Annotated in this window: 18 protein-coding genes; 7 read left to right on the top strand and 11 right to left on the bottom strand. The window is 68.9% G+C overall.

The genetic code is table 11. From position 1 onward, the window contains the following. Positions 1 to 167: 167 nt before the first annotated feature. From egtD to MT490_RS13815, 3 genes are read right to left on the bottom strand one after another with little or no spacing between them, the layout of a single operon-like run. Complete coding sequence (egtD, locus tag MT490_RS13825) at positions 168 to 1,145, bottom strand: L-histidine N(alpha)-methyltransferase (protein WP_297388739.1); 978 nt, start codon at positions 1,143 to 1,145, stop codon at positions 168 to 170. Next, complete coding sequence (egtB, locus tag MT490_RS13820) at positions 1,146 to 2,408, bottom strand: ergothioneine biosynthesis protein EgtB (RefSeq protein ID WP_297388737.1); 1,263 nt, start codon at positions 2,406 to 2,408, stop codon at positions 1,146 to 1,148. It abuts the gene before it with no gap. A 52-nt stretch (positions 2,409 to 2,460) separates the two neighbouring features. Next, positions 2,461 to 3,018, bottom strand: a complete 558-nt coding sequence (locus MT490_RS13815) for a cob(I)yrinic acid a,c-diamide adenosyltransferase (protein WP_297388734.1) — start codon at positions 3,016 to 3,018, stop codon at positions 2,461 to 2,463. A 121-nt stretch (positions 3,019 to 3,139) separates the two neighbouring features. On the opposite strand from MT490_RS13815, the gene MT490_RS13810 reads away from it, so the two are divergent. Beyond that, positions 3,140 to 3,475 (top strand): PilZ domain-containing protein, encoded by a 336-nt coding sequence (locus tag MT490_RS13810; protein ID WP_297388731.1) that lies wholly within the window; start codon positions 3,140 to 3,142, stop codon positions 3,473 to 3,475. A 30-nt stretch (positions 3,476 to 3,505) separates the two neighbouring features. On the opposite strand, the gene MT490_RS13805 is transcribed toward MT490_RS13810, so the two are convergent. Together MT490_RS13805 and MT490_RS13800 are read right to left on the bottom strand one after the other, a co-directional pair. After that, on the bottom strand, positions 3,506 to 3,736 hold the full coding sequence (locus tag MT490_RS13805; protein ID WP_297388728.1) for a twin transmembrane helix small protein: 231 nt from the start codon (positions 3,734 to 3,736) through the stop codon (positions 3,506 to 3,508). A 9-nt stretch (positions 3,737 to 3,745) separates the two neighbouring features. Then, positions 3,746 to 4,720, bottom strand: coding sequence for a glutamyl-Q tRNA(Asp) synthetase (locus MT490_RS13800; RefSeq protein ID WP_297388725.1), 975 nt, complete (start codon positions 4,718 to 4,720; stop codon positions 3,746 to 3,748). A 98-nt stretch (positions 4,721 to 4,818) separates the two neighbouring features. Between MT490_RS13800 and MT490_RS13795 the strand changes: the two genes are divergently transcribed. The 4 genes from MT490_RS13795 (at position 4,819) to MT490_RS13780 (ending at position 9,830) form a co-directional block, all read left to right on the top strand. Next, on the top strand, positions 4,819 to 5,385 hold the full coding sequence (locus tag MT490_RS13795; RefSeq protein WP_297388721.1) for an HNH endonuclease: 567 nt from the start codon (positions 4,819 to 4,821) through the stop codon (positions 5,383 to 5,385). Between the two features lie 223 nt (positions 5,386 to 5,608). Beyond that, positions 5,609 to 7,831 carry a PBP1A family penicillin-binding protein gene (locus tag MT490_RS13790; protein WP_297388717.1) on the top strand — a complete coding sequence of 741 codons (2,223 nt, stop codon included), beginning with the start codon at positions 5,609 to 5,611 and terminating at the stop codon, positions 7,829 to 7,831. 41 nt (positions 7,832 to 7,872) lie between these two features. Beyond that, positions 7,873 to 8,874: a beta-eliminating lyase-related protein gene (locus MT490_RS13785; RefSeq protein WP_297388714.1), complete on the top strand. Its 1,002-nt coding sequence runs from the start codon at positions 7,873 to 7,875 to the stop codon at positions 8,872 to 8,874. Further along, positions 8,871 to 9,830 (top strand): EamA family transporter, encoded by a 960-nt coding sequence (locus tag MT490_RS13780; protein WP_297388711.1) that lies wholly within the window; start codon positions 8,871 to 8,873, stop codon positions 9,828 to 9,830. Before MT490_RS13785 ends, MT490_RS13780 begins: the two co-directional genes overlap by 4 nt. On the opposite strand, the gene MT490_RS13775 is transcribed toward MT490_RS13780, so the two are convergent. From MT490_RS13775 to MT490_RS13760, 4 genes are all read right to left on the bottom strand, one after another. Further along, the gene (locus MT490_RS13775) at positions 9,740 to 10,579 is read right to left on the bottom strand and encodes an NAD(P)-dependent oxidoreductase (RefSeq protein ID WP_297388709.1); all 840 of its coding nucleotides are present in this window, start codon (positions 10,577 to 10,579) and stop codon (positions 9,740 to 9,742) included. The two genes, MT490_RS13780 and MT490_RS13775, sit on opposite strands and share 91 nt — an antisense overlap. 9 nt (positions 10,580 to 10,588) lie before the next feature. Next, positions 10,589 to 12,193 carry a M20/M25/M40 family metallo-hydrolase gene (locus MT490_RS13770; protein WP_297388707.1) on the bottom strand — a complete coding sequence of 535 codons (1,605 nt, stop codon included), beginning with the start codon at positions 12,191 to 12,193 and terminating at the stop codon, positions 10,589 to 10,591. Between the two features lie 56 nt (positions 12,194 to 12,249). Continuing rightward, complete coding sequence (locus MT490_RS13765) at positions 12,250 to 13,857, bottom strand: M28 family metallopeptidase (RefSeq protein ID WP_297388703.1); 1,608 nt, start codon at positions 13,855 to 13,857, stop codon at positions 12,250 to 12,252. Between the two features lie 151 nt (positions 13,858 to 14,008). Beyond that, entirely contained in the window at positions 14,009 to 15,703 is a 1,695-nt protein-coding gene (locus MT490_RS13760; RefSeq protein WP_297388700.1) for a M28 family metallopeptidase, read from the bottom strand. A 114-nt stretch (positions 15,704 to 15,817) separates the two neighbouring features. Between MT490_RS13760 and pepN the strand changes: the two genes are divergently transcribed. Further along, entirely contained in the window at positions 15,818 to 18,406 is a 2,589-nt protein-coding gene (gene pepN, locus MT490_RS13755; RefSeq protein ID WP_297388747.1) for an aminopeptidase N, read from the top strand. A 44-nt stretch (positions 18,407 to 18,450) separates the two neighbouring features. On the opposite strand, the gene MT490_RS13750 is transcribed toward pepN, so the two are convergent. Then, positions 18,451 to 20,064, bottom strand: a complete 1,614-nt coding sequence (locus MT490_RS13750; protein ID WP_297388697.1) for an alkaline phosphatase D family protein — start codon at positions 20,062 to 20,064, stop codon at positions 18,451 to 18,453. A 165-nt stretch (positions 20,065 to 20,229) separates the two neighbouring features. Here MT490_RS13750 and MT490_RS13745 point away from each other — a divergent pair, with 165 nt between their 5' ends. Next, positions 20,230 to 21,780, top strand: coding sequence for a hypothetical protein (locus MT490_RS13745; protein ID WP_297388694.1), 1,551 nt, complete (start codon positions 20,230 to 20,232; stop codon positions 21,778 to 21,780). Here the strand turns inward: MT490_RS13745 and MT490_RS13740 are convergent. Then, positions 21,720 to 22,916 carry a glycosyltransferase gene (locus tag MT490_RS13740; RefSeq protein WP_297388691.1) on the bottom strand — a complete coding sequence of 399 codons (1,197 nt, stop codon included), beginning with the start codon at positions 22,914 to 22,916 and terminating at the stop codon, positions 21,720 to 21,722. The two genes, MT490_RS13745 and MT490_RS13740, sit on opposite strands and share 61 nt — an antisense overlap. Positions 22,917 to 22,918 lie beyond the last annotated feature (2 nt).

The raw sequence follows: 22,918 nt of genomic DNA, 5'->3' as shown, positions 1-22,918 counted from the left end.
GCCAGGGGGAGGTGGCGCCGAAGGCGACGGAGGGGGAGGAATCACGCCGATAGTGAGTCGCCGTCCTCCCCCTCCGTCAGCCTGCGGCTGACACCTCCCCCTGGCGGGGGAGGATAAGAAGCGGCAAGGCTCGCCGACGCATCCTCAGAGCTGAATATCGACCCGTCCTAAGGCGCCGAGCGGATCGGTTGCGCTTCGCACAGCATCAGGGCGAACCAGTCCTGCGGATCGGTCCATTCGCGGATCGGGGTCCAGCCGCCCGCGCGCAGCAGCATGCGGCCGCCATTGGGCCCGTATTTGTGGCTGTTCTCGGTGTGGATCGTCTCACCCGCGCCCATCGCGAAGCCGCGGCCCTCAACGGTGAACGAAACGTCGCGCTGCGCCTCGAGATGCATCTCGATCCGCGCGGCGCCGGCATTCCAGATCGCGCGGTGGCGGAACGCATCCACGGGCATCGTGCCCGCCAGCTCGCGATTTATGCGCTCGAGCAGGTTGAGATTGAACGCGGCGGTGACGCCCCGCGCATCGTCATAAGCGGGGACCAGGATGTCGGGCGACTTGACCCGGTCCATCCCGATCAGCAGCCGCGCGCCCTCCCCCAGCCATTCGCGCATCGCCCGGAGCAGGTCGACCGCGTGGAAGGCGTTCATGTTGCCGATCGTCGAGCCGGGGAAGAAGCCGAGCTTGGGCAGCCCGGCGACTTGCGTCGGGAGCGGCACCGGGCGGAGGAAATCGGCCTCGACCGGGAAGACCGGAAGCCCGGGAAAGGCCTGCGACAGCCCTTGTGCCGAATGGCGGAGAAACTCGCCCGATATGTCGATCGGCACATAGGCGGCGGGATCGATCGCGCGGAGCAGGATCGGCGTCTTGGTCGACGAGCCCGAGCCGAACTCGACCACCGCGGCATCGGGCGCGGCGAGCGCGCCGAGCTCGGGGCCGATCTGCATCAGCAGCGCCGTCTCGGTGCGGGTGGGATAATATTCGGGGAGGTCGGTGATCGCCTCGAACAGCTCCGACCCGCGCCGGTCGTAGAACCAGCGCGCCGGAATCGCCCGCGGTCGCGCGGCGAGGCCGTTCAGCACGTCGGCGCGGAAACTGGGGTCGGCGAGACCCGATTGGCCGTCCTCGGCCTCCTGCTTGAGCATCTACAGATCCTTCGCCAGGCGTACGCCGGTGAACTGCCAGCGCTGGTGCGGATAGAAGAAGTTGCGGTAGCTCGACCGGACATGGCCGCGCGGGCTCGCGCAGCTCCCGCCGCGCAGCACGAACTGCCCGCTCATGAACTTGCCGTTATATTCGCCGACCGCGCCCTCGGCAGCGCGGAAGCCGGGATAGGGGCGATAGGCGCTGCCGGTCCATTCCCAGACATCGCCGAAAAAGGCCGGGCCGCCCGGCGAAGGACGCGGCTCGACCGCGCCGGCACGGTCGAGCTGGTTGCCGCCGAGCGAGTCGTGCGCACTCGCCACGGCCTCCCACTCGAACTCGGTGGGCAGGCGCGCGCCGGCCCAGCTCGCATAGGCATCGGCCTCGAAGAAGCTGACATGGGTGACCGGCGCGGCGGGATCGACCGGACGGCGGCCGTCGAGCCCGAAGCGCGTCCAGACGCCGTCGCTCCGCTCCCAATAGAGCGGCGCGGCGATGCCATTGGCCTGCACCCATGCCCAGCCGTCCGACAGCCAGTGGCGCGCATCGGCATAGCCGCCATCGGCGATGAACGCGGCCCATTCGCCGTTGGTGACGGTGCGATCGGCCAGCGCGTGCGGGTGGAGCAACTGGCGGTGGCGCGGGCCTTCGCAATCGAAGGCGAAGCCTTGCGAGGATTGCCCGCAGCCGATGTCGACGGGACCGTCATTGCCCTCGATCCAGCCGATCGGACCGGGCATCGCGACCGGAACCTTGCGGGCGGCGGGCCAAATCCCTGGTTCCAGGGGATTGACCGAGAAGTGATGGAGGATGTCGGTGAGCAGCAGTTCCTGGTGCTGCTGCTCGTGATGGCATCCCAGCTCGATCAGCGCCTGCGCCGGCAGAGGGAGATCGGGAAGCGCGGCGAGCAAAGCCTCGTCGACGGCCGCGCGATAGGCGAGGACCTCCGCCAGCGAGGGCCGCGACAGCATTCCCCGGCGGGGCCGCGCATGGCGCACGCCTTCGGCTTCGTAATAGCTGTTGAACAGGAACGGCCAGCTTTCGTCGAACAGCCGATAGCCGGGGACCGAATCGCGCAGCACGAAGGTCTCGAAGAACCAGGTCGTGTGCGCGAGGTGCCATTTGGCCGGCGAGGCGTCGTCCATCGACTGGATGGTCGCATCGGCGTCCGAGAGCGGCGCGACGAGTTCTGCGCTGAGCGCCCGTACCGCGGAGAAACGCGACGCGAGTGCGGAAGCCGGTACTGAATCGCGCTCCGTTCTCATAATGTTCCCCCTACGACGTGGTCGCCGTAGCGTCAAGCCGGATCGACCCGGATCAGCGCGAGGCGCCGGGTACCCACAGAACGTCTCCCGCCCCGTCGCGGTTCATCGCGCGGGCGGCGACGAAGAGCAGGTCGGACAGGCGGTTGAGATAGGTGATCGTCTCCGGGCGCAGCGTCACCTGCGCCGCGGCGCTGACTGCAGTGCGCTCGGCGCGGCGGACCACGGCGCGCGCGAGGTGGAGTGCCGCCGCGGCAGGCTCGCCGGCGGGGAGGATGAAGCTGGTCAGCGGATCGAGCGCACTATTGAGGTGGTCGATCCGTTCCTCGAGCCACGCGACCTGGGCAGGCACGATGCGCAGGGCGCCCTCGACCCCGACCGGCGTGGCGAGGTCCGCGCCGAGATCGAACAGGTCGTTCTGGATGCGCGCGAGCATCTCGCTGAAGCTGCCCGGGCCGAGCGCGGCGCGGGCGACGCCGATCGCGCTGTTGGCTTCGTCGACATCGCCGATCGCCGCCATGCGCGGATCGGCCTTGGACACGCGCGAGCCGTCCACCAACCCGGTCGTGCCGTCGTCGCCGGTGCGCGTGTAGATCTTGTTGAGCTTGACCATCGCATCGTCCTACGCCCGCCAAAGCGGATTCGCATGCGACAAATTTACACGCGGGTAAGCCTAAACCCACACGGCCCGTAAACGGGTGGGCGCGTAATCGTGCAGGCAGCGGAGTCCCCCTATGAACCCGACTGATCGAAATCCGAACGACGCGCTCATCGACCGGCTGGCACCGGCGGTCGAGCGGCGCGCCAACCCGCGCACCTCGACCGCGCTCACCGCCACGATCCGCGCGAGCGGCGAGGCGCGCCGGATCAAGGGCGAAGTGGCCGACGTCTCGGTCGAGGGCTGCAAGATCTTCACCTGGGGCCTGCACGAAGGCGACGAGGTGTGGGTGGCGATCGCGCACCTCGCGCCGATGCCGGCGACGGTCTGCTGGTCGCGCGAAGGCGTGGTCGGGCTGAAGTTCAAGGGCACGCTCCACCAGTCGCTGGTGACGCACCTCGGATTCCTGTGACTTTGGCGGCGCTGCGCCGGCGGCCCCGGCTCAGCCCTTGGCCGACAGGATCAGCAACAGCAACGCGATGATGACGATCGCCACGCCCTGGAGCAGGATGCGTTGCTGCATCAGCTTCTGCGAGCGAAGCGAGCGATCGCTGGGGCCCTCGCCCTCCAGATCCTGACTGGTGGTCTGCGCCATGTTCACCAGGCCCTTGATGAGCACGAACAGCACCGCGAGCATCGCGGCGACGAGGAGCAGGGCGAGGAAGAAGGTCATGGCGCCATCCTACGCCCTTGCCGGGGCGAAGCCAACCGGGAGCAAACCCTGACGCAGACGCTCGGCGAGCGCGCGGCCGTCCTCGCCCGCGAGACGCATCGCCTCGAGGCTCGGCGCGCCGTGGCGCTTGGCGAGGCGCGTGCCGTCGGGGCCGAGCAGCAGGTCGTGGTGGCGATATACGGGAGTCGGCAGGCCGAGCAGCGCCTGGAGGAGGCGATGGACGTGCGTGGCCTCGAACAGGTCCTTGCCGCGGACGACATGGGTGATGCCCTGCGCGGCATCGTCCACGGTGACCGCGAGGTGATAGGAAGCGGGGGCGTCTTTCCGGGCGAGGACGACATCGCCGTGCGCGAGCGGATCGGCGCGGAGCCACCCGGCAAAGGCATCGTGCCACCATAATTCCTCCCCGAGCTTGCTCGGGGAGGGGGACCGCTCGCGTAGCGAGTGGTGGAGGGGCGCCGGTGCAACCGGCGCTGACGCGCCGGCCCCTCCACCATTGCCTTCGGCAATGGTCCCCCTCCCCGAGACAAGCTCGGGGAGGAATTCCAGGGCCCTCCGTACATCCAGCCGCCAGCTATGGGGGCGAGTCAGGTCGGGCGCTTCAAGGCCCCGGCACGTGCCCGGATAGACCGCGCCCTCGGACCCATGCGGCGCCGACAGGCTCGCGGCGATATCGGCGCGGGTGCAGAAACAGGGGTAGAGCAGGCCCATCTCGCGCAGCCGGTCGAGCGCTGCCTGGTAGAGGTCGAGCCGCCGCGACTGGTACGTCACCTCCCCGTCCCAGCCGAGGCCCAGCCATTCCAAGTCGCGCAGGATCGCCTCGACATGCTCGGGCCGGCTGCGGGTGCCGTCGATATCCTCGATCCGCAGGCTGAAGCGCCCGCCCTGCGCGCGCGCGAAGTCGTGCGATTGGATCGCCGAATAAGCGTGGCCCAGATGAAGGCGGCCCGTGGGGCTCGGCGCGAATCGGGTGTGGACAACCATCAAACCGGCCCTTGACCGCGAGTCGTGGCATATGCTGTCATGTGGACGTCACCATTCCCGGCCAGGGAGTGCGGCAAGAGAAACGGGCGAGGGAACGTATGTACCATCCCGATCTGATCCGCCATCCGGACAGTTGCCCCGCGCTCGTCCTGAACGCCGATTACACGCCGCTCAGCTATTATCCACTCAGCGTGTGGCCCTGGCAGACCGCGATCAAGGCGCTGTTCCTCGACCGGGTCGACGTGGTTTCCTTCTACGAACGCGAGGTCCGAAGTCCCAGCGCGAGGCTGAAGCTTCCTTCGGTCATCGCGCTCAAGCAATATGTGAAACCGTCCCAATTCCCTGCCTTCACGCGCTTCAACCTGTTCCTCCGCGACAAGTTCTCCTGCCAATATTGCGGGACCCAGCGCGACCTCACCTTCGACCATGTCATCCCCCGCGCCCAGGGCGGGCGCACCACCTGGGAGAATGTCGCGACCGCCTGCGCGCCGTGCAACCTGCGCAAGGGCGGGCGTACGCCGAAACAGGCGAGCATGCCGCTCCATATCGAGCCGATCCGCCCGACCAGCTGGCAGCTCCAGGAGCACGGCCGGCGCTTCCCGCCCAACTATCTCCACCAGACCTGGCGCGACTGGCTCTATTGGGACATCGAGCTGGAGGCTTGATTCACCGTTCTCCCCTCCCTGCAAGGGAGGGGTCGGGGGTGGGTGCCGACGCGCCAGCGTCGGCCCTCCACCGCAGCCGGAAGAGCTCGCTTCGCTCGCACCCACCCCCAGCCCCTCCCTGCAGGGAGGGGAGAAGAAGTGTTGCCCCGCGCACTGTATTATAATAACAATACACCGTGGTGTGGTACTTTTCCCAATGGCCTGAGGCCGATAAGAGGCCCTGATGGCCCGCGAACCCGGCTCCGGCGACGTCCGCTTTCCGCTACGGCGACCGGCTGAAACCGGCGACGACTCGTCTTCGCAGCCCGTGCGCGCATGGCGGCCCAGGCCGACCACCGCGCCGCCGCCGCTCGCGACGGTCGATGTCCCGATCCCCGCGGCGCCCAAACCCCAATTCGTCCAGGACCCGTTCTGGCGCGGCACCCCGCCGCCGCCTCCCCCGCCCCCACCGCCCGAAGGCGGGCCGCCGGCCGGCGAAGGCGATGCGGCGAACCTTCCCGCCATCCGCAAGCGCTTCCGCTTCCGGTGGCGCTGGGTGAGCTGGGGTCTCGCCGGATTCATCCTCCTGTTCGTGCTCGCGGTCGCCTGGCTCGCGCTGACCGCGCCGCTCTCGAAATCGCTCCAGCCGCCGGCGCCGCCGTCGATCACCCTGCTCTCGGCCGAGGGCAAGCCGATCGCGCGCCGTGGCGCCGACATCGCCGCGCCGGTCGACGTGGCGAAGCTGCCCAAGCATGTCGGCGAGGCGTTCATCGCGATCGAGGACCGGCGCTTCTTCGGGCATATGGGCGTCGATCCGCGCGGCATCCTGCGCGCCTTCCTCCACAATGCAACCAGCAGCGGCAGCTCGCAGGGCGGCAGCACGATCACCCAGCAGCTCGCCAAGAATGCCTTCCTCACCTCCGACCGGACGGTCACCCGGAAGCTCCGCGAAGTGATGATCGCCTTCTGGCTCGAGGCGTGGCTGTCGAAGGACGAGATCCTCTCGCGCTACCTCTCGAACGTCTATTTCGGCGACAATGTCTATGGCCTGCGCGCCGCCGCGCAGCATTATTTCAGCGTCGAGCCCGAGAAATTGACGCTGAGCCAGGCGACTTTGCTCGCCGGTCTCGTCAAGGCGCCGAGCCGGCTCGCGCCGACGGGCAACCTCAAGGGCGCGCGCGAGCGGCAGAAGCTCGTGATCGGCGCGATGGTGGCGAGCGGCGCGCTGACCGAGGCCGAGGCGGCGCGAGTGCGGCCTGCGGTGCTCCGGGTCAGCAAGGAAAAGGAGCTGCCCAACGGCACCTATTTCGCCGACTGGGTGCTGCCCGAGGCGCGCGACCGCGCCGGCGGCGTCGCGACCGAGCAGACGGTGAAGACCACGCTGGAGATGAACATCCAGCAGGCCGCCGAACGCGCGGTGCGCGGGGCGGGGCTCCGCAAGACGCAGATCGCGCTGGTGGCGATGCGTCCCGACGGACGCGTCGTCGCGATGGTCGGCGGCAAGAACTATCGGGAAAGCCCGTTCAACCGCGCCACCCAGGCGCGGCGCCAGCCGGGATCGACCTTCAAGCTGTTCGTCTATCTGGCCGCGCTCCGCTCGGGGATGACGCCCGACACCATGGTCGACGATTCGCCGGTGACGATCGGCGACTGGTCGCCGACCAACAGCGACGGACGCTATGCCGGCAAGATCACGCTGCGCCAGGCCTTCGCCAAGTCGAGCAACGTCGTCGCGGCGCGGCTGACCAACGAGATCGGCGTCGGCCGGGTGATCCGCGCGGCGCGCGACCTCGGCATCTCGACTCCGATCGCCAACGAAGCCTCGATCGCCTTGGGCACGTCGAACGTGTCGTTGCTCGAGCTGACCGCAGCCTATGCCGCGGTGGCGAACGGGAGCTACCCGGTGCGCCCGCGCGGGCTCGACGATGCCGAGAGCGCCGACGACTGGCTCGCCGCGCGGCTGGGCTCGGCGACGCGCTTCCGCGGCAGCGAGCTCGACGATCTGCGCTCGATGCTGGGCACGGTGGTGAGCGCGGGGACCGGGCGCAGCGCGGCGCTGTCGATCCCCGCCTTCGGCAAGACCGGGACGACGCAGGATGCGCGCGACGCCTGGTTCATCGGCTATGCCGGCGATCTGGTCGCCGCGGTGTGGATCGGCAACGACGACAATTCGCCGATCCCGGGCCTGTCGGGCGGCGGCATCCCCGCGCGCGTCTGGCGCGACTTCATGGTCCGGGCGCTGGGCGTCTCGCTGCCGCCCGCCCCGGTGGTGGAAGACGAATTCGACAACGAGATGACGCTCGAGGACGTGTTCAACAGCGTCGGCGAGTTCGTCGAGGGATCGGGGATCGAGACCGACGTGGTCGGCCCGCGCGACCGGCCGACGCCGCAGGACGAGGAACTCCCACCCGAGGACGAGCAAGGACCGCCCCCGCGCAACTCCGACGGGCGACGCGACGAGGAATAGGGGGAATTGACCTGCGGCGCGGGGGCCGCGATGGCAGGGCCATGCGCTTCTTCTCGGACAATGCCGCCCCGGTCTGCAGCCAAGTGCTCGATGCGCTCGCCCGCGCGAACACGATCGACACCGCTTATGACGGCGATCGCTGGTCGCGGCAGCTCGACGGCGCCTTCTCGGACCTGTTCGGGACCGAGGTGCGCGCGCTCTGGGTGCCTTCGGGGACCGCGGCCAACGCGCTGGCGCTGGCGGCATTGTGCCCGCCGCACGGCAGCGTGGTCTGCCACCGCGACGCGCATATCCAGAACGACGAATGCGGCGCGCCCGAATTCTACACGCACGGCGCCAAGCTGCTGCTGGCGGAAGGGCCGGGCGCCAAGCTGACTCCCGCGAGCGCCGCGGCGGTCATCGACCGCGTCCAGGACGGCGTGCACTGGGTCCAGCCGCACGCCATCTCGATCACCAACGCGACCGAATATGGGCTGGTCTATTCGCCGGACGAAGTCGCGGCGATCTCCGCGGTCGCCAAGACCCGCGGGCTGGGTCTGCATATGGACGGCGCGCGCTTTGCAAATGCCGTGGCACATCTCGGCTGCGACCCCGGCGAAGTGACTTGGCGCGCGGGCGTCGACGTGCTGAGCTTCGGCTTCGTCAAGAACGGGGGCATGAGCGCCGAGGCGCTGATCTTCTTCCGGACCGAGCTCGCCGACGCGACGCTCTATCGGCGGAAACGCGCGGGGCTGCTGCTGTCCAAGGGGCGCTATCTGGCGGCGCAACTGCTCGCGATGCTCGAGGACGATCTGTGGCTCGCTCATGCGCGCGCGGCCAATGCGGGCGCGCGGCTGCTCGCGCAGGCGGCGGGCGACCGGCTGGTCCATCCGGTGGAGGCGAACGAGGTGTTCCTCAAGGTCTCGCCCGAGGAGGCGGCGAAGCTGCGCGGGCTGGGCTTCGATTTCTACGACTGGGCCCCGGGCGAGGTGCGGCTGGTGACCTCGTGGGACCAGAGCGAGGAAGCGATCCGCCCGTTGGCGGAAGCGATCGCGGCGTTGTGAGGCGCTTCACTTCCTATAAGGCGCCCATCATCGAGCCCCCCGTCGAACCGGTTCCGCCGCGCTCGGCGCGGCTCGACGTGATCCTGGCCTTCCTCGTCGTCACGCTGATCTGGGGATCGACCTGGATCGTGATCCGCGACCAGCTCTCGGTGGTGCCGCCGAGCTGGTCGGTGACCTATCGCTTCACCCTGGCGGGGCTGCTGATCCTCGGCTGGGCGGCGCTGCGGCGCGATTCGCTTCGGCTCGATGCGCGCGGCTGGGCCTTTGCGGTGGCGCTCGGCTTCGCGCAGTTCACGCTCAACTTCAACTTCGTCTACCGCGCCGAGCAGCATATCACCTCGGGCGTGGTGGCGATCGTCTTCGCGCTGCTGCTGGTGCCCAATGCGATCCTCGCGCGCATCTTCCTCGGCCAGAGGATGGGGCGGCAGCTGCTGATCGGATCGGCGGTGGCGATGGCGGGCGTGGCGTTGCTCTTCGTCCACGAGGCGCGACTGAGCGATGCAGGCCCCGAGCAGGCGCTGATCGGCATCGGCATCGCCTTGCTCGGCGTGCTCTCGGCCTCGGTCGCCAATGTGATGCAGGCGACGAAGACGGCCAAGGCCTATCCGATGGCGACGATGCTCGGCTGGGCGATGCTGGCCGGCGCGGGGATCGACGCGGCCTTCGCCTGGGCGACGGTCGGCCCGCCGGTGATCGAGCCGCGGTGGAGCTATGTCGCGGGCACGCTCTATCTCGGCGTGTTCGGATCGGCGCTGGCCTTCACCATCTATTTCCAGCTGATCCGCGCGATCGGCCCGGCCAAGGCGGCCTATTCCAGCGTACTGATCCCGGTGATCGCGATGCTGCTCTCGACCCTGTTCGAAGGCTATCGCTGGTCGGTGCTCGCGGCGGCGGGCGCGGTGCTGGTGGTCGCGGGGCTGGTGCTCGCGCTCAAGGCGCGCAGGCCCAACCGATAGTCGGAGTATAGCAGCCGCCAGCCGAGCACGCGCTTCGCCTTGCCGTTCGCGACGCGGCGGTTCTCCGAATAGAAGGCGCGGGCCTGCGGGCTGAGGTGCGCCTCGGCGAGGGGGACCAGCGGCGGCGGCGCGATGCCGAGCAGCCGGCAGGCATAAGCGACGACGTCGCTCTGCGGCGCGGGAAGGTCGTCGGCGAGGTTGTACGCCCCCGGCGGCGCGGCGAAGGCGGCGACCACGCCAGCGACGATGTCGTCGAGATGGATGCGGCTGAACACCTGGCCCGGCACCTGGATCCGCGCCGCCTCCCCGCGCGCGGCACGGTCGAGCGGCGAGCGGCCGGGGCCGTAGATGCCGGGCAGGCGGAACACACGCGCGCCGAGCGCCAGCCACGCGGCATCCGACTCGGCACGCGCGGTGCGGCGACCAGTGCCGGTGGGCGCGGTCTCGTCGACCCAGGCGCCTCCGGTGTCGCCATAGACGCCGGTCGAGGAGAGATAGCCGAGCCACGCACCGGTCGCAGCGAGCTGCGGGCGGAAAGCCGTCAGGATCGGATCGGCCGCGTCCGGCGCGACGGTCGAGACGATGTGCGTGGCGTGGGCGATCTCGAAGGCGATGCGGTCGGTATCGGCGAAGGCGATGCTGTCGTCGCGCCCCTCACGCGTGACGGCGGCGATCCGCCAGCCGCCGGGCGCCAGGGCCTTCGCCAGCGCGCTGCCGGTATAGCCCAGGCCGAAGATCAGCAGGCGCATGGGCGCTCCTCAGCGCGCCCCATAGCCGCCGAACTGGACGCCGAAGAAGTCACCCTTGTTCCAGCTCGGTCGCGCATCGGCGTCGGCGACCGCGCGCGCTGCGGCATAGTTGACGCGGGTGAACTTCGCCGCCGCCGCCCAGTCGATCGGCAGCGACATGTCGTCCGAGGGCTTGTGGTAATGGTTGGCGAGGAAATCTTCCTGCGCCGCCGCGCCGGGGCCGCCCGGGCCGCTGTCGATCGAGACCGCGGGGATGCCCGCCTGGACGAAGCTGTAATGGTCCGAGCGGACGAAGAACATCTCCTCGGGCGCGGGATCGGGGACGACCTTGAGGCCCTCGGTCGCCGCCGCCGCGGCATAGACTGCGCCGAGGCTCGAGCGCTCGCCGCCGAGCACCACCAGGTCCTGCATCGCGAAGGTGAGGATCGGCATGTCGAGATTGATGTCCGCGACGAGGCCGGCCTTGGGCACGCCCGGATGCGCGGCGAAATAGCCCGAGCCGACCAGCCCCTTCTCCTCGGCGGTGAGCGCGACGAACAGGATCGAGCGGCGCGGCGCCTTGCCCGACGCCCGGAAGGCGCGCGCGACCTCGAGCATCGTCGCGACCCCGACTGCATTGTCCATCGCGCCGTTATAGATGCTGTCGCCCTTCTCGGGCTCGCCCACGCCGACATGGTCCAGATGCGCCGAGAGCACGACATATTGGTCGCGGAGCGCCGGATCCGAGCCCGGGATCAGCCCGACGACATTGCTGCTGTGCGCGGCGCGGACATTCGTCTTCGCGGCGACCTTCAATGTGCCGACCAATGGGCCCGTGGGCATGCGCGTGCCGCGGCGCTCGGCGGCGAGCACGTCGCGCCAGCGGATCCGCGAGCCGGCGAACAGTTTCTCGGCGCCCGCCTGCCCGACAGTGCCGACCACCGGCGCGTCCGGCGCGATCATGTGCGCCTTGCCGTCGGGCGCGATCCAGGTCGTGCGCTCGTAATCGTAATAAGGCGCCATCGCCTCGATCGGGAATTCGGCGCGGCGTTCGAGCGATTCGAGGATGATCACCGCCCTGGCGCCGCGCGCCTCGGCGAGCCGCGCCTTCTGGTCGTCGTCGCCCAGATGCGCGGCGACTTCGTCGGGCAGCCCGGCCGGGACGCCGGCATAGATCGCGACGATCTTTCCGCGCACGTCGAGCCCGCGATAATCGTCGCGCTTGCCCTCGGGATAGACGATCCCATAGCCTGCGAAGACCACCGGCCCCTCGGCGACGAAATCGGGCGCGGCGGGCACGCCCTGGTTGAGGAAGTCGATGCCGAACTGGAGCGGGATCGCCGCGCCGCCGCGCGTGAGCGTCCATTTCGCCTTCTCGGCCGGCCGGTAGGTCGCGAGCCCGACGGGCTGGAACCAGCTGCCGCCGGCGCCGGGCTTCAGCCCCGCGGCGAGCATCTGCGCGGCGACATATTCGGCGGCGATGTCGTAGTCGCGCGTTCCCGCCTCGCGACCGCGGAGCGCATCGGAAGCGAGGAAGCGCACGTCCGCCTCGAGCACCGCCTGTTCGGGAGGAAGTTGCTGTGCGTGGACGGGAACGGCGCTGAGAAACACGAGGAGCGCGGCTGCGCCGCGCACCCACCCCCGGCCCCTCCCTTGCAGGAAGGGGAGCAAGAAGAGGCGGGTAAACTTGCTCACTTCGCGCCCGGGCCGCCGTACAGCATTCCGAAGAAATCGCCCTTGTTCCACAAGGGACGCTGGTCGCCATCCGCCAGCGCGCGGGCAATGGCATAATTGAGCTTCACGAAGCGCACGCCCTGGGTGAAATCGACCAAGGCCACTTCGTCCGACGGCTGGTGATAATGCTTCTCGCCGAATTCCTCGACTGCCGCCTTGCCCGGACCGGCGGGGCCGGGTTCGAGCGACACGGCGGGAATGCCGGCGCGGACGAAGCTGTAATGGTCCGAACGCACGAAGCTCGCTTGCTCGGGCGCGGGATCGGGGGTGAGCGCCAGCCCTTCGGCCTTCGCCACCGCCGCCACCGTCGGGCCGATGCTGGTGCGATCGGCGCCGTACGCCACCAGATCCTCGAACTTGTAGGTGAGCACCGGCATGTCGAGATTGACGTCCGCGACGATGCTGCCCGTGGGCACAGTCGGGTTGGCGGCAAAATAGTCCGAGCCGACCAGCCCCTTCTCCTCCGCGGTGACCGCGACGAACAGGATCGAGCGGCGCGGGCGCTTGCCCGATGCGGTGAAGGCCTTCGCCACTTCGAGCATCGACGCAGTGCCAACGGCGTTGTCCATCGCGCCATTGTAGATCGTGTCGCCCCTCGCATCGGGCTTGCCGACACCGACATGATCGAGATGCGCCGAGATCACGACATATTGGCCCTTGAGCGCTGGATCCGAACCTTCGAGCAGGCCGACCACGTTGTTGGCGGAAAGCGTCTTGATCTCGGTGTTGGCCGTCCCTTGGGCGGTCACGCCCAGCGCGCCGGTGGGGAGCTTCTTGCCCGCCTTGTCGGCGGCGAGGACATCGGCCCATTTGATCTTCGAGCCGGCGAACAGTTTCTCGGCGCCGACCATCCCGACATAGGCAAAGGCAGGCGCGCTCGGCCCGTCGCTGTGCGCGCGGCCGTCGGAATCGGCCCAGGTCATGCCGGGGCTGTTCCAATACCCCACGCTCGCCTCGAACGGGAAGATCGCGTGGCGGGTATTGCCTTCGATCAGGATCACGCCGATCGCGCCATGCGCCGCGGCATTCTTCGCCTGCTCCTCGGGCTGGCTCAGATGCGCGCGGACCTCACTCGGCAGCGATTGGGGGGCATCGCGCAGGATCGCGACGATCTTCCCCTTCGCGTCGAGGCCCTTGTAATCGTCATAGCCGGTGGCGCGATCGGTCACGCCATAGCCGGCGAACACGACGTCCCCGGTCAGCGCGACCTTGGCCTCGCGCGCGTTCGAGCGGGCGACATAGTCCTTGCCCCATTCGAGCGGCGTCGCCGTCGTGCCGCGCGTGAGCGTCAGCGTCCCGTGATCTGCGCCCTTGAACGAGACGAGCGGCACCGGCTGGAGCCACGCGCCGTTCGGCCCGCCGGGCGTGAGCCCCGCCGCGAGCATCTGCGCCGCGACATATTGCTCGGCGATCGCCAGCTCGGGCGAACCCGTGTCGCGCCCGCGCATTGCATCCGAGGCGAGAAAGGCGACATGCGCCTTGAGCGCCGCCTCGGCGGGCGCGAGATCCTGGGCAATGACCGGCGTGGCGAAGAGCAGCGGGAGAAGGATCAGGGACTTGCGCATCGACTTGCCTTCATTCCCCTCCCTGCAAGGGAGGGGCCAGGGGTGGGTTGCGGTGAGCGGGCTCGATGCCCGGTCATCGCATTGAGGAGGCGGAGAAGCGCGGCTCACGCCGCGCACCCCCCGGCCCCTCCCTTGCGGGAGGGGAGTAAAGTTACTTCTGCATCGGTCCGCCAAAGGCCGTGCCGAAAAAGTCGCCCTTCTTCCACATCGGTTTCTGGTCGGCATCGGCGATCTCGCGGGCGATGCGATAATTGACGTCGACGAAGCGCACGCCCGATTCCCAATCGATCGCCGGCTGCTGGACGAGATCGTCGGAAGGCTGGTGATAATGGGTGCTCAGGAACGCATCGGTCGCCGCCTTGCCCGGGCCCTTCTCGCCCGGCCACAGGAACACCGAGGGAATGCCCTGCTGGACGAAGCGATAATGGTCCGAGCGGACGAAGAACGCCTCGTCCGGACGCGGATCGCCGCCCACGCCCACGCCGATCTGCGCGGCGGCGCGCGCCACCGTCTCGCCCAGGGTCGAATGCGCGGCGCCGAACGGCGTCACGTCCTCGAACTTGTAGTTGATGATCGGCATGTCGAGATTGACGTCGGCGACGATGTCCGCCTTGGGCACCGTCGGGTTGTGCGCGAAATAGTCGGAACCGACCAGCCCCTTCTCCTCGGCGGTCACCGCGAGGAACAGCACCGAACGCCGCGGCGGCTTGCCCGAGGCCTTGAAGCGGCGCGCCTCCTCGATCAGCGAGGCAATCCCCACGGCGTTATCCATCGCGCCGTTGTAGATCGTGTCGCCCTTCGCATTGGGCTTGCCGACGCCGACATGATCGAGGTGCGCCGAGAGCACCACCACTTCCTTGCCGAGCGCCGGATCGCTGCCCGGCAGGATGCCGGCGACATTGTAGCTGGTGATCGGCGTGGTCGCGGTCTTGAGCGTGACGCTGAGCCTGGCGGGAAGCGGCATCGCCTTGAAGGTGGCGCCTTCCTTCTTCGCGGCCTCGGCGATCGTCGCCCAGGGGGTCTTCGCGCCTTCGAACAGCTTGGCGGCGCCGGCCTGGCTGAGCATGCCGAGCCCGGGCGCGGACGGCGTCGGGATATGGCCGGTGCCGTCGGCATTGGCCCAGGTGACGCGGGCGCGATCGTAATTGGCGGCGATCATCTTGAACGGAAAGTTGCCGCGGCCGGCGAGCGGCGATTCGAGCGTGACATAGCCCACCGCGCCCTTCTTCATCGCGATCTCGGCCTTGGTCGAGGCGCTGGAGAAATGCGCGCGCTCCTCGGCCGGGAAGCTGGAGGGAGCGCCGCCGAAGAAGGCGACGATCTTGCCCTTGACGTCGACGCCCTTGTAGTCGTCGCGACCCAGCCCGACGATGCCCTGGCCGACGAACACCACCGGCGCGGTGACGCTGTATTCGAGCTTGTGGGGGTTGGCCGACGGCACATAGTCCTCGCCGAAGACCAGGCTCACCGGCTGGCCGCCCTTCGCCGCGATCGCCATGCTGCCCTTGTCCGCGGGCTTGTAGCTGAGCAGCGGCACCTTCTGGAGGTACGAGCCGTCGTCGCCCGCCGGGCGCAGGCCCTGCTCGTAGAATTGCGACGCGACGTACTGGGCGGCGATGTCGTACTCGGCGCTGCCCGCCTCGCGCCCGCGCATCTGGTCCGATGCGAGGAACATGATGTGGCTCTTGAGCGCGGCCTGGTCGGCGGGGAGCTCGGCATTGATCAGCGCGTTGTTCTGCGCGGCGGTCGCGGGCGCCGGAGCCGGAGCGGGGGCCGGCGCGTTCTGGGCAACTGCCGAAGTCGCGGCGAGCACGATCAGGCCGATCGGCATGGTCAGTCGAAGCATAGGGAAAGGAACCTCGGTGTCTCTGGAATGCCATATCGGTAGCATTGCACCGCCCATAGGCAAGCGGCAGTTTGTTGTGGCGGCGCGATGGGTTGATCCTATATCGCGGCGATGATGGCAGACGCTCAGACCGCAACCCAGGCGCCCAAGGTGACGCGCCGCGAGGATTATCGCGAACCCGACTGGCGGGTGCCCGAGATCGCGCTCGACTTCGATCTCGATCCCGCCACGACGCGGGTTCGCGCCACGCTCTCGGTCGAGCGGGCCGGCACGCACGATCGGCCGCTCCGGCTCGACGGCGACGGGCTGACCGCGCTGAGCGTCAAGGTCGACGGCGTGCCGGTCACCGACTGGACGATGGACGGGCCCGACCTGATCGTGCCGCTGACCGGCTCGGCGCACCAGGTCGAGACCGAAGTCGAGATCGCGCCCGAGCGCAACACCCAGCTCCAGGGGCTCTATGCATCGTCGGGGATGCTCTGCACCCAATGCGAGGCCGAGGGCTTCCGCCGCATCACCTTCTTCCCCGACCGGCCCGACGTGCTGAGCAAGTACAAGGTCCGGATGACCGCCGACAAGGCGCGCTTCCCGGTGCTGCTCGCGAACGGCGATCCGATCGCCCAGGGCGAGAGCGAGGGCGGGCGCCACTGGGCCGAGTGGCACGATCCCTTCCCCAAGCCGAGCTACCTGTTCGCGTTGGTCGCGGGCGACCTCGTCGCCAATCGCGGCACCTTCACGACGATGTCGGGGCGCGAGGTGCAGCTCGGCATCTGGGTCCGCGCGCCCGACCTGGCCAAGACCGACCATGCGCTCCATGCCCTCAAGCTCAGCATGGCGTGGGACGAGAAGGTCTATGGCCGCGAATATGATCTCGACGTGTTCAACATCGTCGCGGTCGACGATTTCAACTTCGGCGCGATGGAGAACAAAGGGCTGAACGTCTTCAACAGCCGCTACATCCTCGCCGACCCCGACACCGCGACCGACTATGACTATGACGCGATCGCCGCGGTGGTCGCGCACGAATATTTCCACAATTGGTCGGGCAACCGCGTCACGTGCCGCGACTGGTTCCAGCTCTCGCTGAAGGAAGGCTTCACCGTCTTCCGCGACCAGAGCTTCTCGGCCGACCAGGGCAGCGCCGCGGTCAAGCGGATCGAGGACGTGCGCGGGCTGCGCGCCAGCCAGTTCCCCGAGGACGCCGGCCCGCTCGCGCATCCGGTGCGCCCCGACGAATATATCGAGATCTCCAACTTCTACACCGCGACGATCTACAACAAGGGCGCCGAGGTCATCCGGATGATGGCCACGATCCTGGGCGCCCAGAAGTTCCGCGCGGCGACCGACCTCTATTTCGACCGCTTCGACGGCACCGCGGCGACCTGCGAGGATTTCGTCCAGTGCATGGAGCAGGGCGGCAATGTCGACCTCACCCAGTTCCGCCGCTGGTACAGCCAGGCGGGCACGCCGCGCGTCTCGGCGACGCTCGCGCAGGAGGGCGGCCGCGCGCGGCTAAGGCTGCGCCAGCTCGTCCCGCCGACGCCGGGCCAGCCGGACAAGGATCCGATGGTCATCCCGCTCAAGCTCCGGCTGTTCGGCGCGGTCAGCGGCCGGCCGCTCGGCGACGAGCAGCTCGTTCTCCTCAAGGACGAGAGCCACGAGATGGTGTTCGAGAACCTGCCCGAGCAGCCGGCGCTGTCGATCAACCGCGGCTTCTCGGCGCCGATCGTCGTCGAGACCAACCGCACCGCCAAGGACCTCGCCTTCCTCTCGGCGCACGACGACGATCCCTTCGCGCGCTACGAGGCGATGCAGCAATTGATGCTCGACACGCTGGTGGCGTCGGTCGCCAATGGCGGCGCCGATCACGCGCCGGTGATCGAGGCGGTCCGCAACACGCTCGCCGACGCGCGGCTCGACCGCGCCTTCATCGCCGAGGCGGTGCTGCTGCCGTCGGACAGCTTCATCGGCGACCAGATGGCGGTGGTCGAGCCCGAGGCGATCTTCCATGCGCGCGAGGCGCTGCGCCAGGATCTCGGCAAGGCGCTCGCCGCCGAATGGCGCGCGGCTTATGAGGGCAGCCTCGCCAACCGCTTCGAATATTCGCCCGCGGCCAAGGGCGCGCGGCGGCTCAAGACGGTGTCGCTCGGCTATATCGCGGCGAGCGGCGCGGCGGATGCCGACGGCCTGGCCTTCGAGCAATTCTCCGGCGCGGACAACATGACCGACCGGCAGGGCGCGCTGACCACCCTGGTCAACGGCGCGTCGCCGCTGCGCGAGGAGGCATTGGAGGCCTTCTACCGGCGCTACCAGGGCAATGGCCTGGTGCTCGACAAATGGTTCCAGACCCAGGCGCTGTCGACGCGCGGGGATACCGCGGAAGTGGTCGAGCGGCTGGTCGCGCATCCGGACTTCACGCTCTCGAACCCCAATCGCGCGCGTTCGCTGGTCGGCGCGTTCAGCGTCAACCAGCGCGCCTTCCACGACGCGTCGGGGCGCGGCTACCGCTTCGTCGCGGACCAGCTGATCGCGCTCGACAAGCTCAACCCGCAGACCGCGGCCAAGCTCGTGCCCCCGCTCGGCCGCTGGAAGCGCTTCGACGCGGCACGCGCGGCGAAGATGCGCGCCGAGCTGGAGCGGATCGTCGCGACGCCCGGGCTGAGCAAGGACATGTTCGAGCAGGCGAGCAAGTCGCTGGATTGAGCATTCTAAAGCCCCTCCCCTGAAGGGGAGGGGCTTTTGTCAGGTCACACCATCACATTCCGCCCGCGCTGGACCACCGCGGTGTGCCCCACACGCGCCGCCAGGTTCCGCGTCTGGATCGTGTCCACGAACACCCAGTCGTTCGACGCGCGCTCCGGGGTGAGCGTCAGCGCCATGTAGCCGCGGCGGCTGGTGTCGCACCATTTGAGCTCGGGATTGGCGGCGATCAGGCCAGCGGCGATCACATTGGGGTCGGTCGCCGTCGCGCTTTCATAACCAGGCGAAGTGACGCTGTGGCCCGCGAACTCGACGCCCGCGGGCTTGCCGTCCTGGCCGAGATCGAACGCCCAGGCATTGTGGCTGTCGCCACAGAGCACGAGCAGGTTGGCGCCCATGCCCTGCGCCGAGGCGAGGAAGCGCGCGCGGGCCGCCGGGAAGCCGCCCCAATTGTCTAGGTCCGAGGGCAGGCCCGCCTTGCTCGCCGTCACGCCGTTGCGCACCCAGGCCTTGGTCCGCTCGGACGCATCGGGCTTGAGCCAGTCGAGCGCCTGTTCGGGCAGGCGCTGGTTGCCGAGGATCGTGCCGAAGCCGACGACCTGCCATTTCTGGCCGCCGCGTACCGAGCGCGCCATCGCATGCGCCAGCCACGCCTCCTGCTCGGTGCCGAGCATCGTCCGCGCCGGATCCTGGAGCGGGCCGTCGCGGAAGGCGGCGAGCGCGGCGGAGGGGTTCGCCGCCTTGAACAGGTCGTCGATCTCGGGCTCGTCGCTGCGCGCGATCAGCCGGCTCTCGGTGCGGAACAGCGTCGCGAGGCCGCCGATATCGTAGCTGCCCCAGGGCGTCTCCGAGACCGGCATCCATTCCTTGAACACTTGCGCGGCGGCCGCCTTGCGGTCGCTCCACATCCCTTCGAACTCGGGCTGGTTGTTCTGCGCGCTCATCTCGCGGGCGTTGTTCGCCGATTCGTGATCGTCCATCTGGACGAGCATCGGCTTGGCAGCGTGGAGCGCCTGGAGATCGGGATCGCTGCGATAGCTGGCATAGCGCAGGCGATAGTCGGCGAGATGGATCGTCTCGGTCACCGGCTCGGGCCAGCGCCCGGCGACCGCGCCGCCCTCGGGCGCATAGCCGCCCTTTTGATATTCGTAGATATAGTCGCCGAGATGGATCCACAGGTCCACGTCGTCGCGCGCCGCGGCATGGCCATAGGCGTTGAACCAGCCGAAGGGCAGGTTCGAGCAGGAGAAGACCGCGATTCCGAAGCGGCGGACATTGCCTTCGGGCAAGGTCTGGGTGCGGCCGACCGGCGAGAAGCTGCCGTCGGGCGCGACGAAGCGGTAGAAGTAGCGCGTGCCCGGCTGGAGGCCCTGGACGGTGATCTTGGCGGTGTGATCGCGCCACGGCCCGGTGATCGTCTGGCCGCCGCTCACGATCCTCGCGAAATCGGCGGTGGCCGAGATTTCGGCGCGCAGCTTCGCCGCGCCGCCGCCCGGGGGCACGTAGCGGGTCCAGAGCAGCATCGTGTCCGGCCCCGGCTCGCCGCTGGCGACCGAATGGGTGAAACCGCTCGCCGGCTGGCCGAACGCGAAGCCGGGAATGGAGAAAGCGGCGAGCCCGAAGGTGCCGGTGAGCAGCAGGCGACGACGATCGATGTTCATGGCGTGGATACCCCTCTTCGTCGCAGGGCTTGCCCGGCAATCTTGGCGGGTTCGTGACAGTGCGGCATGCCTTCGCTAAGCAACAGCCAGGTCGGTCGCAAAACAGGCAGAAAATCGCATGGTCTCGTCCCGGGAGCTGGGCTCCGAGCGTGGTACCCTGAACTGATGGCGAGCAAGAGCGCCGTGGCGGCGCGCGCGCCGCGCCTGCCCTCGCTTGCCGCTGCCCTGGCCGTGCTGCCGAACTGGTCGATCCTGCTGCTCGCCGCGATCACGGTACGCGCGATCGCCTTCGGCAATCCGGTAGTCCATGTCGACGAGGAATTCTATTTCGTCACCGCCCAGCGCATGCTCGAGGGCGCGATCCCCTATGTCGACATATGGGACCGCAAGCCGATCGGGCTGTTCCTGATCTATCTGCCCGCCGCGGCGTTCGGCGTGCCGCTGGGGATCTGGGTCTATCAGCTGATGGCGCTGGCCAGCGTAACGCTGACCGCGATGCTGATCGAGCGGCTGGCCGGGCATGCCGGCTGGGGCAAGGGCGGGCTGGTCGCGGGGCTGCTCTATATCTTCATGCTCGGCTTCGGCGACGGCCAGAGCGGGCAGGCGCCGGTCTTCTATAACCTGCTGACCGCGTTCGCGATGCTGCTCGCCCTGCCCTGCACCGCCTCGGCCGATTCGGAGCGGCTGCGCAAGGGCAAGGCCGTGGCGGCGATGGCGCTGATCGGCGTCGCGCTGCAGATCAAATATTCGGTGCTGTTCGAAGGCATGTTCCTCGGCATGTGGCTGCTGTGGCGCGAGCACCGGCTCGGCCATTCGCCCGCCAGCACCGCGCGCTTCGGCGCGGCCTTGGTGGCGGTGGCGATGGTGCCGACCGTGCTGGCCTGGGCCGTCTATGCCGCGATGGGGCATGGCGATGCCTGGTTCTACGCCAATCTCGGCTCGATCCTCGGCCGCAAGAGCGATCCGGCGCTGGTGCTGCTCGGCGCCTTCCTCAAGGTCGCGCTGATCCTCGGTCCGCTGCTGATCGTGAGCGGGCTTTCGCGCCGCGTGGCGGTGGAGGACGAGAGCCAGCGTCCGGTGCGTGCGCTCTTCTTCGGCTGGCTGATCGCGTCGGTGTTCGGGCTGATCGTGTTCGGATCCTGGTTCAACCATTATGCGCTGCCGGTGATGCTGCCGGCCTGCCTGTGCTGCGCCGGCTTCCTCGGCAGCCACGCGATCGGGCGAAAGATCGTGGCGCCCGCATTGCTGCTCGTCGCGGGGGTGGGCGGCGAATATACCGTGTGGAGCGCCAAATGGCATCGCGGCGACGCGCAGCAGGTTGCGGCGCTGGTCGAGGCGATCGGCCACGGCCCGGGCTGCCTCTACGTCTATGGCGTCTCGACCAATAGCAGCCTCTATTCGCAGAGCGGTCGCTGCGCGCTGACTCCGTGGGTCTTCCCCAGCCATTTGTCGCGCGAGCGCGAGAATGGCGCGGTGGGCGTCGACCAGCTCGCCGAGATCGGGCGGATCTTCGCGAAGCGGCCCGAGATCGTGGTGATGCGGCCGGCGGCTTCGGGCGAACGCGCCGAATCGCGCGCGCTGGTCACCGCGAAGCTGCGCGAGGGCGGCTATGCGCTGCGCGGGCGCTACCCGCTCGGCGACCTGCTGCTCGACGTCTATGCCGCGCCGGCGAGCCCCGCGGCGGCACCACGCCTGGCGGCGAGCAAGCCCTCGTAATAGGCCATCAGCTCGACCGTGTGGTCGCGGTCGCTGCGCACCTTGCCGGCGGCGACGCGCGCGGCGGCGCGCAGGATCGCCGGCTCGCGCGCGAACATGCGGCGGATCGCATCGGCGGCCGACAGCGCATCGCGCGCGGCATAGGTCTCGGCGAACAGCGGGTCGGCGAGCTCGGCGAACCCGCCCTCGTCCGGCCCGATCAGCGGCAGGCCCGAGGCCAGGGCCTCCGACGCGACCAGCCCGAACGGCTCGGCGTCCGAGCCATGCACCAGCGCGTCGCAGCTCGCCATGATCCGCGACAGGCGGACACGGTCGTAGACCGGGCGGAAGATGCGGATGTGCGGGCTTCCGGCGATGCGCTCCTCGAGCTTGCGGCGCTCGGGGCCGTCGCCAATCAGGATCAGGCCAACCGGGATCTCGGTCGCCGCCGCCTCGACCGCGTCGATCACCAGCGGCCAGCGCTTCTCCTTGTGGTGGCGCCCCAGCCCGAGCAGCAGATGCCCCTCGGGCGGCAGGCCGCATTGCTCGAGCAGCGCGACGCGGAGCTTCTCGTCGCGCAGATCGGGCGAGAACCAGCTGCGCTCGATCCCCAGCGGCATCGACGCGTCGACCTGCATGCCGCGCCGGCGGAAGCGCTTGGCGAGCGCCGGACCGTTGGTGACGAACGCGTCGTAATGGCCGAGGAAGCGGTTCATGTAGCGCGTGTACCAGGCGAAGGCGTTCTCGACCTGGATCGGCGAGGCGACATTGTCGAGCCAGCGCTGCGGATAGGCACCGATCTGGTCGCCATGCGCGAAGAAGACCTTGAGCGCATCGCCCTTCCAGTTGGCGACGGTCCAGGCCGGAAGCCAGGGCGAGCTGCATTCGACGATGTCGGGCTGGAGCTCGTCGAGCACCGCCCAGACGGGCTCGTCCTTGACGAAGATGCAGTAATTGCGGTCGAGCACCAAGGCCGGCGACTTGACCCAGCGGATGCGGCCGCCGCCCGGACGGTCCTCGACGCCATCCTCCAGCGCGGGGGCGACCACGGTCAGCTCATGGCCCATATCGGCCATGATCCCGATCTTGCGATCGATATAGGTGCGCACCCCGCCGCCGGTGGGCGAGTAGAATTCGTTGACGTCGACGATGCGCATCG

This window comes from Sphingomonas sp. (assembly GCF_026460985.1).
Lineage (GTDB): Bacteria > Pseudomonadota > Alphaproteobacteria > Sphingomonadales > Sphingomonadaceae > Sphingomonas.
Note: the sequence above shows the minus strand (reverse complement) of the source record. Positions and strands in the feature narration are given on the sequence as shown.

Bases quoted from the DNA above. Each gene is read 5' to 3' on its own strand.
- MT490_RS13760 (WP_297388700.1), bottom strand. From the start codon at position 15,703: ATGCTTCGACTGACCATGCCGATCGGCCTGATCGTGCTCGCCGCGACT.
- MT490_RS13745 (WP_297388694.1), top strand. From the start codon at position 20,230: ATGGCGAGCAAGAGCGCCGTGGCGGCGCGCGCGCCGCGCCTGCCCTCG.
- MT490_RS13775 (WP_297388709.1), bottom strand. From the start codon at position 10,579: ATGCGCCTGCTGATCTTCGGCCTGGGCTATACCGGCAGCGCGCTGGCG.
- pepN (WP_297388747.1), top strand. From the start codon at position 15,818: ATGGCAGACGCTCAGACCGCAACCCAGGCGCCCAAGGTGACGCGCCGC.
- egtB (WP_297388737.1), bottom strand. From the start codon at position 2,408: ATGAGAACGGAGCGCGATTCAGTACCGGCTTCCGCACTCGCGTCGCGT.
- MT490_RS13765 (WP_297388703.1), bottom strand. From the start codon at position 13,857: ATGCGCAAGTCCCTGATCCTTCTCCCGCTGCTCTTCGCCACGCCGGTC.
- MT490_RS13740 (WP_297388691.1), bottom strand. From the start codon at position 22,916: ATGCGCATCGTCGACGTCAACGAATTCTACTCGCCCACCGGCGGCGGG.
- MT490_RS13805 (WP_297388728.1), bottom strand. From the start codon at position 3,736: ATGACCTTCTTCCTCGCCCTGCTCCTCGTCGCCGCGATGCTCGCGGTG.
- MT490_RS13790 (WP_297388717.1), top strand. From the start codon at position 5,609: ATGGCCCGCGAACCCGGCTCCGGCGACGTCCGCTTTCCGCTACGGCGA.
- MT490_RS13800 (WP_297388725.1), bottom strand. From the start codon at position 4,720: ATGGTTGTCCACACCCGATTCGCGCCGAGCCCCACGGGCCGCCTTCAT.
- MT490_RS13785 (WP_297388714.1), top strand. From the start codon at position 7,873: ATGCGCTTCTTCTCGGACAATGCCGCCCCGGTCTGCAGCCAAGTGCTC.
- MT490_RS13810 (WP_297388731.1), top strand. From the start codon at position 3,140: ATGAACCCGACTGATCGAAATCCGAACGACGCGCTCATCGACCGGCTG.
- MT490_RS13795 (WP_297388721.1), top strand. From the start codon at position 4,819: ATGTACCATCCCGATCTGATCCGCCATCCGGACAGTTGCCCCGCGCTC.
- MT490_RS13815 (WP_297388734.1), bottom strand. From the start codon at position 3,018: ATGGTCAAGCTCAACAAGATCTACACGCGCACCGGCGACGACGGCACG.
- MT490_RS13750 (WP_297388697.1), bottom strand. From the start codon at position 20,064: ATGAACATCGATCGTCGTCGCCTGCTGCTCACCGGCACCTTCGGGCTC.
- egtD (WP_297388739.1), bottom strand. From the start codon at position 1,145: ATGCTCAAGCAGGAGGCCGAGGACGGCCAATCGGGTCTCGCCGACCCC.